The organism is Lishizhenia sp. (assembly GCF_033720595.1).
Lineage (GTDB): Bacteria > Bacteroidota > Bacteroidia > Flavobacteriales_D > Crocinitomicaceae > Lishizhenia.
Genome location: NZ_JAWWCF010000078.1, coordinates 1 through 12,319, shown reverse-complemented (window position 1 = coordinate 12,319; position 12,319 = coordinate 1). Strand labels below are relative to the sequence as shown.

The window sequence follows — 12,319 nt, the reverse complement described above, 5'->3', positions numbered from 1 at the left end:
GGCAAGTAATCTCCGCCTCCCCAAACACGAAGCATATTCATATTTGCTTCCTTGGCATCCAAAACTAAAGCTTTTATCTTTTGTGTAGTTACCTTCGTTGGAAAGATATCCAAAGGAACAAGGTTGGATCCTTTACAAAAGACAAACTCATTATTCAATTTAAAGTAAAAAGGGGTTCCCAAACTATCTGGTGTTTGAACCAATTCTACTTTACGGACGCCATAATTCACATGTTTAGAAAAAGTGAAGGAATCCGCAGCAAGTATCCAGTATTCGTTATAAAGTTCATTAATCTCACCAGCCTTCCATAAGTTCGGGTGATACAATGTATCTATCCAACTCAACCTTCCGGCTTGAGGAATTAAAGTTCTTTGCTCATCCTTAATTTGCCATAGAACTTCATTGATTTCAGCATTAATTACTTCAATAGACCTCTCAATTATAGCATAATTTGAATCCAAGGAAATTGTCTTAACATAAGGATTTTGAAATTGATCTTGCTTTCGTTTGATTACCACGGGAGTAATGAAACCCATTAAATTCATTCTTGGAGCAAAATCCCAGCCGAACATATGTTGTGGCTTTCTAACGAGAGAAGCAATTTCAACCTCTCCTTCATCGTTCGGAGCAGGATGTATATAATTATAATGCTTTTCCAAACCCATTTCAACCGCAGGCATAAAACGTGCTTGGATATGATTATCCCCTTTTTTCAAATAAGAAGTAATATCTACTTCCCAAGGATGGAAATAATTATTGGTGCGCAATACGGTAACTCCGTTTACATCAATCACACAAAAAGTGGCAATTTTATCACATTGAAGAATGGCCTTTCCTCCCTGATAATGGTAACTAGATTGTAAAACAGTTGGTTGATGTTCTAAGGCATTGGGGCGAAAATCATCAACGCTTTTAAATTGATGATATTGAATACTACCGTAAGCAAAAGAGTCTGTAGTTGAATACTTCCATATTAGAGTATCTTCCTCCTGTGCTTTAGTGCACAAGGGAAAAACACACAACAAGAATAGGAATATCCTTACCATTTTCTATTGAAAGGTGCGTCGATAAGCTCGTCTTGATCCTTAGATTTTAAGCCGTAATTGAAACCATTGAATACCGAATATGCTCCAACTTCTCCCTTTTTATTTAAGGCTAAAAAACCTACTTGTAATCCTGTTAAATCTTCGTGTTTGGAAATGATGCGTTCTACGGCGAGTTGACAAGCCTCTTGCGGAGATTTTCCTTGACGCATTAATTCTACCACCAGGTGTGATCCTGAAACGCGAATCACAGCCTCTCCCAATCCTGTAGCAACGGCACCTCCTACTTCATTATCTACGTAAAGTCCGGCACCAATAATCGGAGAATCTCCTACTCTACCATGTAGTTTATACGCCCAACCTGAAGTAGTACAAGCACCTGAAATATTTCCAGCTTCATCCATGGCCAACAAACCAATCGTATCGTGGTTTTCATGATTAACCTCTGGTTTTTTACGGTCTTGAGATGCCTTCCATTTTTTATAGTCTTCTTTACTACTTTTTGAAAGTAAATTCTTCTTTTCAAAACCTTTTTCCAATGCAAACTTCTTGGCACCTTCTCCAACAAGCATTACGTGTTGTGTATCTTCCATCACTTTTCTAGCCACCGAAATAGGATGTTCAATATCTTGTAAAAAGGCTACAGAACCACATTTATGATTGTGATCCATAATACAGGCATCTAAGGTTACTTTACCTAATTCATCTGGCAAACCTCCTATACCCACAGATTTATTTTCTACCTGAGATTCTACCTCGCGTGCACCTTGTTCAACTGCGTCAAGCGCTGAACCTTTGGCTCCAAGAACTTCCCAAGCTTTTTTATTGGCATCCATCCCGTGTTGCCACGTAGAAATGATAATTGGTTTTCTAGTTACTTTACCTAGACTTCCTAAATTATTCATTGCTTTTGCAGGAGCAGTTAATCCAATTGCCCCTAAAGCTAAACTCCACTTAAAAAAACTTCTTCTGTTCTCTTTCATCGTCTTATCGTATTCCTTGTTGATCTAACCAACGTCGGTACACATTGGCATAACGGTTATGCTGTGCATTCGTGGTTGAAAAATTGTGCAAACCACTGTATTCTGGTTTTGCACACATAAAGATATAATTATGTTTCTCAGCATTCAATACTGCCTCAATAACTTTTGAAGGTGGTATTAAAATTGGTCCTGGAGGTACTCCCGGATACATATAGGTGTTGTATGGACAATCTACCTTTTTATCTCTGTTATAAACTCTTCTTTGCTTGCGTTGACCAGGAGGTTTACAAAACAACAACGTTGGATCGCTTTGAAGCAACATTCCTCTATTCACTCGGTTCAAATACAAACCTGCTATACGTGGCCACTCTTCTGGTTTTCGATTTTGTTCGGCGTAGACTATACTGGCAATCGTTACTACTTCTGACTGTGTTTCGAGCCCTATTTGTTTTACGCGTGCAACTCTGTGTGGGTTCCAAAAACGTTTGTACTCCTTGGCCATGCGCTCAACAAAGCTCTCTGGAGTAACATCCCAGAACATTCTGTAAGTATTGGGAAGAAATAATGTTCCTACTGTAGCTTCTGTAAATCCATAATGGTTCAAAGTTTCAGAAGATAGAAGATAATCTATCAATTCTGCACTGTCTACCATACAGGATTGCGCCACTTTTCCAGCCACTTCGTATACATCCAAACAGTTGTTAAAAGTAACATCTACCTCTAACTCACCGTTACCGTTTCCATTACTATTAAGTGTAAATCCATTCAACAAAGTTTTTAAGTTCACCCCCGGTTTAATTTCATATTTCCCCAATGCGATGTTATCCTCGTCCAAACCTTTATATTCTCCCACTAGAATTAAATCTCCCTTGCGTTTTAAACAGCCTTTATCAAATAAAGAATCTGCTAAACTCTCCAATTTCATGGGAGCATCTATATAAAAAGTAAGGGTTTCTTGATTGATGGTATGACGTTCACTAGCGAAGAAAAGCGCGATTTTTCCTCTTAATAAAAAAGCACCAAGTCCTATTACTACTAGAACTATAAGCCAAGTCTTTTTATTCTTCATTTAACTCAAATCTCTTTTGGTAAAAGTATTCATCGATGTAAGCTCCATCCACTTTATACCAGTCTTTTTTTATTCCTTGTTTTTGATAACCTAGTTTTTCAAAAAGGGCTATACTTTCGGTATTATCTGCTTGAATATTGCAGAAAAGCTGTCTAAAATTAAAAACCTTTTTGACATAATCCTCGGCTAGACCTAAACTCTCTTTAGCAAAGCCTTTCCCCCTATCTGCAGTATCATTGATCAATATTCCAACACCTGCACGGAGCTCTTTAAAGTTCATTTCAAAAAAATCTAAACATCCTACCGATTTATTACTTGCATTATCGACGATCATTAAACGAAGCTGTCCTGTACTTCTGTATGCTTGTGCATTATCAATAAACGCCTCTATTTCATGTAATGAAAACGGAATTTCTGTATTAGAAACTCGCCAATTATGCGTGTTATTTTCCCAAAATAGGATGGTGGTAGCATCGTAGGTTTCTACTCTTCTGAGGTAAATCTTATCTCCCTTTAACATTGCGTAAAAATTTAATACGCTCCTCTATCTCACGTCTCCCATAAGCGGGAATACCTTCATAATCGTCTGGTAAATGAATACCGAAAACTTTTAAGAGCTCATTTTTTTCTGTCAATGAATTTAGTAATTCTCCAACAGATGAAAAATTATTATTGGGATCAATTATCTTATTTATAGGCTCTAAGCAAGAACTTCCTTCTGGAATTGAGCTGTACTTCTCGAACACACTTTCCACCGTCTTTAAATCAACATCGTTTAACTGAACGAAGAGTGAACTCACATTTTTTCTATCTATCAATGCAAATACATACTCTACAGCTATACCAAAATCTCTTCCTCTAGACTTGATACTAAAGAAATTATTTTCTGTAGAAATACCGATATGAGGAGGAATTTTATCTGCATGAAAAATCCATAGATAAGTCCCTTTTTTGAGTGGATTACCTCTATCTAAAACTTCTATGTGTTGGGGGCGGAAACTATAATTCATATTCTCCACGGAAAACCTCTACGGCCGGTCCTATCAATTGAATATTGGTATACTCCTCACCTTTTCTATCGAAAGCAACTTGTAAAAGACCACCTTTTACCTTTAGGTTGAGTGCAACAGGACCTTCAATATCAAACTTCTTAGCATATGCCAAAGCCACTGCTGTAGCTCCCGTTCCACAAGAAAGCGTTTCGTCTTCTACACCACGCTCGTAGGTCAACATTTCTAAAGTAGAGGTATTGGCAACATTTACGTTAATACCATCCTGCTTGTAGGTATCATTATAACGTACCTCTTTTCCGTAAGCAACAATATCAACACTATTTATCGCGTCTTCTGTAAACTTAATGTAGTGAGGACTACCCGTATCACAAACATAATTTCCCTCTGTCTCGTTTACCTCATTTACTGGCGACATAGCCAAGGCAATTTCATTTGGAAATATTTTTGCTGTATGCACACCATCTATGGCAAGGAAAGAACATTCCTCTTTGGCTAATCCTAAGAATTCTGCAAATCGCACCGCTGCTCTTGCTCCATTTCCACAAAAACTTCTCGATCCGTCGGCATTATAATAACGCATTTCAAAGTCATATTTATCATGCGGCATAACTAGAATTACTCCGTCACACCCTATCCCGAATTTACGGTGAGATATTTTTTGAATTTGTTCATTTGTAAGTGCATCAAAACCTCCATGGGTATTGTCTAGCATCACAAAATCGTTTCCAGTTCCTTGGTATTTGTAAAAATTGAATTTCTTCATAACTCCAGCGAGATAAACTTGTCTGTCTTTCTTAACTCGAAGCTCATCGTATCAATTACTAATTGCATACGATCTCCTTCTTTCGCTTGCAAAAGTACTGCTTGTCTGGGGTCAAAACCAAATAGTTTAAGAGTATTTCTTGATAATTCGTATCCGGTAAGTTGTAAAGGACTGGTCCAGAACTGAACCGTTATTTCACTGTTGTAATGTTCAGATTTAACATTAAAGATTTCTTCAACGTCTACCGAATCGGTTTCTTGATATTTTCTCAACTTTACTTTTATAGAAGAATTCATACGCTCACTCACAATCAAATCATCTGAAACATTGTTCGTGTCTTCTGTTAAAACCAACGAATCAATGACAAGATCTAAGGTATCTTTTTGATCTGCATTTTCTTCTACATCCTCATCTTGTTGCTTCTGAACTGTATGTTCTTCTTTCTTGGTAAGGTAAACCGTATCCCTTATCACTTTAGGTTGATATACGGTTTTCACCAATTGTTGAGTTTCTTCCTCAGGGCCAGAAGCTTTCATTGCAAAATAAATTACCAAAGCTCCAACACCGCTTCCAATTAGGAATACAGTAAGAAATTGTATGTACTTTTTTTCCATTTATACTACAAAAATAGAATTTCTTAAAACACACACAATCAAGCACAAAAGAATTCGTAAAAAGTATCCAAAAAAACGATTAAAACACCCTTAACAATCTTTAACACAGCCCAGAGCACTAAAGGAAAGTTCACACGTTAAATTAGTAGAGCTAAATTTCAAATTAAAAGAAAATGAATAGAACAATAAAAAATCTAGGGATAGGTGTAATCGGAGGAATGCTACCACTTGGAGCATTTTTATTGATGAACGATACAACACCTAAAACAAACAATATTCAACCTGAAACTAACCTTCCCGTTCATGCGGTAAATTTACCTGAGTTCAATCCAAGCATAACGGAAAACTTCACCGCTGCGTCTGACAAAAGTTTGCACTCCGTGGTTCACGTTAAAACTTTGGTTACAAAAACTAGAGTGGTTCGAGATCCTTTCTATGAGTTCTTTAATGGACCAGGAACTGGGCAACGAGAATATGAACAGCACGGACAAGGTTCTGGTTCAGGTGTAATCATGTCAGAAGATGGTTACATTATTACCAATAATCACGTAATCGATGATGCAACAGAAATTGAAGTTACCTTAAACGACGACAGAACTTATACGGCCACTATAGTTGGAACAGACCCTTCAACAGATTTGGCAGTTATTAAAATTGATGCCGATAACTTAAAACCAATGACCTTCGGAAATTCCGATGACGTGAAGGTGGGAGAATGGGTATTGGCCGTTGGTAACCCTTTTAACCTAACATCAACAGTTACCGCCGGTATTGTTTCGGCTAAAGGACGTAACATTAACATTATTGCCCGAGAAGGTAAAAGTAAAGCGCCGATAGAATCCTTCATACAAACTGATGCAGCCGTAAACCCTGGTAACTCAGGTGGAGCTTTGGTCAACACAAAAGGAGAACTCGTGGGTGTGAATACGGCCATTGCTTCTCAAACAGGATCGTATGCGGGGTATGCTTTTGCCGTACCTGCCAACTTGGTAAAGAAAGTGATGAAAGACATCATTGATTACGGTATTGTACAACGTGCTTATTTAGGAGTGCAAATTGCAGATATCACCCAAGAATTGAAAGATGAAAAATCATTGGCTACGCTTAACGGTGTCTACATTGCTGGGGTCGTAGAAAAGTCCGGAGCTGATAAAGCGAAGTTGAAAGAAGGTGATGTGATTACGAAGGTAGGAAGCAAAGCGGTGAACAGTCCGTCTGAACTCCAAGAAGAAATTGGAAAAAGAAGACCGGGGGATAAAGTAAGCTTAACTATCATAGATACAGATGGTAACGAAAGCATCAAAGAGGTGTTATTAAGAAATGATGCAGGAGAAACGAAACTTATTTCAAAAAGTGAAGTAGAAAAGAACACCGCGCTAGGTGCGCAGTTCGGGGAATTGAGCTCAAAAGAGATGAAAGAACTGAACATAGAAAACGGCGTTAAGATCAATGCCCTGAGTGCAGGAAAATTAAAAGCCTTAGGATTAACAGAAGGAATGGTTATCACAAAGATTAATAATCAACGTGTTACAGATACTGAGATGTTAACACAAGCTTTAAAGAATGCAAAGGGAGGAGTACTCTTAGAAGTTGTTACACCTAGCGGTAAAAAAGACTACGTTGGTTTTGGTTTATAGCCCATTACCAGAGAGTTAAGGCATGCTTTTTGTGATAATTGAAATTCAATCTTTTGTCATTAAAAAATTTTTTTAATCAAAAAGAAGGGTGTATCTTTGCACCCACTTTTACAAGTGTTTAACAGACTAGGAGGATAAATATACATGAGACAACTTAAGATAACAAAGTCGATCACTAACCGTGAGAGTCAATCACTTGATAAGTACCTTCAAGACATAGGTAAAGAAGAGCTTATCACTGCTGAAGAGGAGGTAGAATTAGCGAGAAGAATTAAAGCAGGAGATCAAACCGCTTTAGAGAAATTAACTAGAGCAAACTTACGTTTCGTTGTTTCTGTAGCCAAGCAATACCAAAATCAAGGATTAACTTTACCAGATTTAATTAACGAAGGAAACTTAGGATTAATTAAAGCTGCGCAAAAGTTTGATGAAACAAGAGGTTTCAAATTTATCTCTTATGCCGTATGGTGGATTCGTCAATCTATTCTACAGGCTTTGGCAGAACAAGCAAGAATTGTTCGTCTTCCTTTGAACCAAGTTGGTTCGTTAAACAAGATTAACAAGGCATTCTCTCGTTTAGAGCAAGAATATGAACGTCCACCTTCAGCTGAAGAATTAGCAGAAGCGTTGGAAGTTCCTGAAGATAAAGTTAAAGAATCATTGAATGTATCAGGTAGACACGTATCTATGGATGCACCACTTTCTTCTTCTGAAGATGGAGGTACTTTGATGGATGTGATGGCAAACTCTGATTCTCCAAAAGCGGATTCTGAATTAATGGCTGAATCTTTACAAAGAGAAATCGAGCGTTCACTTTCTACGTTAACAGACAAGGAAAGAGAGATCATTCGTTTGTTCTTCGGAATTGGTATGAACCACGGATTAACACTTGAAGAAATTGGATCGAAGTTCAATTTAACAAGAGAGCGTGTGAGACAAATTAAGGAGAAAGCTATTCGCAGGTTGAGACATACTTCGCGTAACAAATTATTGAAAGCATACTTAGGATAACATTTTAGGCTGCCTTGTGGGCGGCCTATTTTTTTATATACACTATAATTTTTTATCATGATGGAAGCTGCTATCGGCTACGAAAATGAATTAAACGAGCACGTAAGAAAAGAGCGTGCTGCAGTAAAATTACAAAGTAAAACTGGTCAATTGTTGTACGACCAAGGTATTGAACTAGTGTTGTTCAGAAACCACCTTATCAATACAACGATTGCAGAAATTCTAAACCTTCACCGTTACGCAGATACGGTAGTGAACAAGCCGATTGATGTGTTCACAACTTCTGAGTTGGCTGAAGAGTTATTAAGCTTAAACTTGAATCCATCAAAATTGGATATCGGGAAATTGGCGAGCGAGTGGTTAACTGAAAAAGACAACTTCGCGTCTAAAGCAGATTTCTTGAAAAACAAGTTAGCGGATTTCATCGGTGAAAACAACGGTAAAATTGAACCAAGAGACGTAGTATTATACGGTTTTGGTAGAATTGGTCGTTTGGCTGCTCGTGAATTAATCAAACAAGCTGGTAAAGGTCAGCAGTTGAGATTAAGAGCAATCGTTACTCGTAACGCAAGTCCTGCAAACATTACTAAGCGTGCGGCTTTATTGAGAAACGATTCTGTTCACGGTGCATTCGACGGTACTGTAATTGAAAACACAGAAGACAAAACAATCAGCATCAACGGACAAATCGTTCAGATGATTGAAGCAAACTCTCCAGAAGATGTAGATTACACAGCTTTCGGAATTGACAATGCTTTATTGATTGATAATACAGGTGTATTTACAGACAGAGCTGCATTATCTAGACACTTAGAAGCGAAAGGTATTTCTAAAGTGTTGTTAACTGCTCCAGGTAAAGAAATTCCAAACATCGTTTACGGAATTAACCACCACGAGTTAGACTTAGATTCAGAGAATGTTTACTCTGCTGCATCTTGTACAACTAACGCAATTTCTCCAGTATTAAAAGTAGTTTCTGACGAGTTTGGAATCGAAAAAGGTCACATCGAAACAGTTCACGCTTACACGAACGACCAGAACTTATTGGATAACATGCACAAGAAGCCAAGAAGAGGTAGATCTGCTGCCATCAACATGGTAATTACTTCTACTGGTGCTGGTAAAGCGGTAACTAAAGTTATTCCTTCTTTACAAGATAAATTAACAGCTAACGCGGTACGTGTACCAACTCCAAACGGATCTTTAGCTATCTTATCTTTGAACTTGTCTAAGGCAACAACTACAGAAGAAATTAACGAGAAAGTTAAGCACGCAGCATTGAACGGTGACTTAGTAAACCAAATTTACTACTCTGTAGACGAAGAATTGGTATCTAACGATATTATTGGTAACACTTGTTGTTCAGTATTCGATTCTCCTGCTACTATTACATCTAATGATGGTAAAAACGTAGTATTGTACACTTGGTACGATAACGAATACGGATACACAAAACAAGTTATTCGTTTAGCGAAATACATCGCGAAAGTGAGAAGATTAATATACTACTAGGAAATTCATTTTTTTAGTGAAAACCGTTATCTTTCGAGGTAACGGTTTTTTTATGTCCTTATGAAAATAGAGATTAAAAAATGGGATGAACTCTCTCCCCTACTTCTGCACGATTTGATTGCCCTGCGCATTAATATTTTTGTGGTGGAACAAAATTGTCCTTACCCAGAGTTAGACGGTAAGGATTTGGCTGCCCATCATGTACTGATGTATTCGGATGATGATACCTTAATTGGAACTGCACGAATTTTAGCTCCCGGTGTAAGTTATCCTGAAGTGAGTATAGGAAGAGTAGCTATTGATGAAGGGCATAGAGCAAAAGATATGGGACATGAACTCATGCATGCATCTTTGGCTTTTATTGCTCAAGAATATGGAGAGGTTCCCGTTAAAATTTCTGCTCAAGAACACCTGCAAGGCTATTATAACAAACATGGTTTTGTAAAAGTGAGTGATGTGTATTTAGAAGATGATATTCCCCATGTTGCCATGCTGAGAAGCTAACTGGCCTGGATAGCAGCGGCAGCTTGCCATGGGCAATACTTAGGTACAACGCAAATCATGCACGACCGTCGGAAGTGCTTGCTTTGCGACTTGTAGCTTAGTGTAGCACTTGGTAACTAAAGCGTATAGCCAGAAATGTCCAGCCCACTCCCCACACCTACCCGTGCTCTTCATTAAACGTCCCCCAAGATGAACGGCTGAAACTTTAATAAATCAATGCTTTTCCTTATCTTTCCGAGCTTATAATAAACAAGCACTATAAACGAAAATTCAATGATAAAGCAAATCTCAATTTTATCGATGACCGCACTTGTTGCAACAAGTTGTGGGATTTTTACAGGTAAGGACAAAGAGGGCTTACGCTCAGCTGATGGACAAAAAACCATCAACTTGTCTTACATGGATAAATCTGTAAAAGCTTCGGAAGACTTTTTTACCTACGCCAATGGAACTTGGGTTAAGAACAATCCAGTACCAGCGAGCGAATCTAGATGGGGAAGTTTTAACGAGTTAGACAAGGAAAACAAGACGAAATTAAAAGCCATATTAAATGACGCCGTAAAGGCCAATGCACCTGAAGGCGATATACAGCAGTTATTAGGAGCTTATTATTCTTCTTACATAAATATGGACCAAAGAAATAAAAACTCTATGGGTCCTATAGATCACTTACTTTTTGAGGTAAGAGAAATGCGCACGAAGGATGAATTACCTGCTATGATTGCCAAATTGCACAACAAAGGTATTTCAGCTTTCTTTAGCTTTGGTGTTGGACAAGATTTAAAAAACGTAGACAAACACACTGTTTATCTTTCTCAAGGAGGTTTAGGATTGCCAAATCGTAACTACTACCTAGATAAAGACAAGGAAGAGATTTTAACATCTTACAAAGAGTACATCACCATTTTGGGGGATGTAGCAGCATTGCCAAACAAAGAAGAGCTTGCTGGAAGTATTATTGGTTGGGAAAGAGAAATGGCTAGACCAATGATGGAACCAAAAGAATTGAGAATTCCAGAAAGAACTTACAACCCTGTAGATTTTCCAGAAGTTGCTATGTGGTTCCAAGATTTTGACTTTAGAGTTTACTTGCACGAAAGAGGATTTAAAGATTTGAATTCTGAAATCGTAGTAGGGCAACCAGAATATATTGAAATTTTAGGAAGTCAACTTAAAAGTGGTGATTTCACACATATTAAAAACTACATGACGTGGTGTATTTTGAATCATTACGCGCCTCATTTAAGTCAAGATTTTGTTGATGCCTCTTTTAACTTCTACGGAAAAGTAATCAAAGGGTCTAAAGAAATGAAACCTATTGAGGAAAGAGCCATTGATGAGATTACTAACATTGCAATTGGTGAAGCACTAGGGAAAGCATTCGTAGAAAGACACTTTAGTGAAGATGCTAAAAACAGAGTTAACAAGATGGTAGATAATTTATTGATTGTTTTTGAAGAGCGTATCAATAATTTAGATTGGATGAGTGCTGAAACGAAAGAACAAGCACAATTAAAACTTTCTTCTATCGGAAGAAAACTTGGTTTCCCTGAAGAATGGAAAGATTTTTCATCGCTTAAATTGAGCAAAGACGATTACATCGCAAATATTGATGCTTGTACTGCTTTTTCAATTAAAGAAAACATGGAGAAATTAGGAAAGCCTGTTGATAAAAAGGAATGGGGAATGCCTGCACACATGGTGAATGCATACTACCACCCACTTTTAAATGAAATTGCCTTCCCAGCAGGAATAATGCAACCTCCATTCTTTGATATGGAAGCTGAAGATGCTGTAAACTACGGTACAATTGGGATGGTAATCGGTCACGAATTTACACATGGTTTTGACGACATGGGATCTAAATTTGCTGCTGATGGTTCATTCACAAACTGGTGGTCTGCTGAAGATAGAACTGCTTTTGAACAACGAACAAAGAAGTTAGGAAATACATTTGAGCAATTCTGTGCTTTAGAAGGACACTGTGTTAACCCTGATTTAACTATGGGTGAAAATATTGCCGATTTAGGTGGAATTACTATGGCTTACCACGCCTACACGCGTACAGAAGAATTTAAGAGCGGAGAGGAAATTAAAGGATTTACTCCAAGTCAACGTTTCTTTATTGCCTATGCGCAATTGTGGAAAATCAACTATACAGAGGCAGAGT

12 protein-coding genes are annotated in these 12,319 nt (G+C 37.8%); 5 read left to right on the top strand and 7 right to left on the bottom strand.

Features of this window, described 5'->3' with window-relative positions; translation table 11 throughout:
• From R3333_RS07275 to R3333_RS07245, 7 genes are all read right to left on the bottom strand, one after another.
• Positions 1–1,046 (bottom strand): glycosyl hydrolase 2 galactose-binding domain-containing protein (locus R3333_RS07275; RefSeq protein WP_413468678.1); only part of this gene is annotated, 1,046 nt, incomplete at its 3' end.
• Entirely contained in the window at positions 1,040–2,026 is a 987-nt protein-coding gene (locus tag R3333_RS07270; RefSeq protein WP_318958125.1) for a N(4)-(beta-N-acetylglucosaminyl)-L-asparaginase, read from the bottom strand. The genes R3333_RS07270 and R3333_RS07275, both read right to left, overlap by 7 nt.
• Positions 2,027–2,030: 4 nt before the next feature.
• Complete coding sequence (gene mltG / locus R3333_RS07265) at positions 2,031–3,095, bottom strand: endolytic transglycosylase MltG (protein ID WP_318958124.1); 1,065 nt, start codon at positions 3,093–3,095, stop codon at positions 2,031–2,033.
• Positions 3,085–3,615 (bottom strand): GNAT family protein, encoded by a 531-nt coding sequence (locus tag R3333_RS07260; RefSeq protein ID WP_318958123.1) that lies wholly within the window; start codon positions 3,613–3,615, stop codon positions 3,085–3,087. Before R3333_RS07260 ends, mltG begins: the two co-directional genes overlap by 11 nt.
• Complete coding sequence (locus R3333_RS07255; RefSeq protein ID WP_318958122.1) at positions 3,599–4,114, bottom strand: hypothetical protein; 516 nt, start codon at positions 4,112–4,114, stop codon at positions 3,599–3,601. The genes R3333_RS07260 and R3333_RS07255 overlap by 17 nt, the downstream gene beginning before the upstream one ends.
• The gene (gene dapF, locus R3333_RS07250) at positions 4,095–4,871 is read right to left on the bottom strand and encodes a diaminopimelate epimerase (protein ID WP_318958121.1); all 777 of its coding nucleotides are present in this window, start codon (positions 4,869–4,871) and stop codon (positions 4,095–4,097) included. The genes R3333_RS07255 and dapF overlap by 20 nt, the downstream gene beginning before the upstream one ends.
• A complete protein-coding gene (locus tag R3333_RS07245) occupies positions 4,868–5,485 on the bottom strand; it encodes a hypothetical protein (protein WP_318958120.1) in 618 nt (205 codons plus the stop codon). The genes dapF and R3333_RS07245 overlap by 4 nt, the downstream gene beginning before the upstream one ends.
• 173 nt (positions 5,486–5,658) lie before the next feature.
• Here R3333_RS07245 and R3333_RS07240 point away from each other — a divergent pair, with 173 nt between their 5' ends.
• The 5 genes from R3333_RS07240 to R3333_RS07220 all read left to right on the top strand — a co-directional run.
• The gene (locus R3333_RS07240; protein WP_318958119.1) at positions 5,659–7,122 is read left to right on the top strand and encodes a Do family serine endopeptidase; all 1,464 of its coding nucleotides are present in this window, start codon (positions 5,659–5,661) and stop codon (positions 7,120–7,122) included.
• 144 nt (positions 7,123–7,266) lie between these two features.
• The gene (locus R3333_RS07235) at positions 7,267–8,133 is read left to right on the top strand and encodes an RNA polymerase sigma factor RpoD/SigA (protein WP_090244726.1); all 867 of its coding nucleotides are present in this window, start codon (positions 7,267–7,269) and stop codon (positions 8,131–8,133) included.
• Between the two features lie 60 nt (positions 8,134–8,193).
• Entirely contained in the window at positions 8,194–9,645 is a 1,452-nt protein-coding gene (locus R3333_RS07230; protein WP_318958126.1) for a glyceraldehyde-3-phosphate dehydrogenase, read from the top strand.
• Positions 9,646–9,705: 60 nt separating this feature from the next.
• Positions 9,706–10,149, top strand: coding sequence for a GNAT family N-acetyltransferase (locus R3333_RS07225; protein ID WP_318958118.1), 444 nt, complete (start codon positions 9,706–9,708; stop codon positions 10,147–10,149).
• Positions 10,150–10,422: 273 nt separating this feature from the next.
• The coding region (locus R3333_RS07220) for a M13 family metallopeptidase (protein WP_318958117.1) at positions 10,423–12,319 on the top strand (1,897 nt) is incomplete at its 3' end.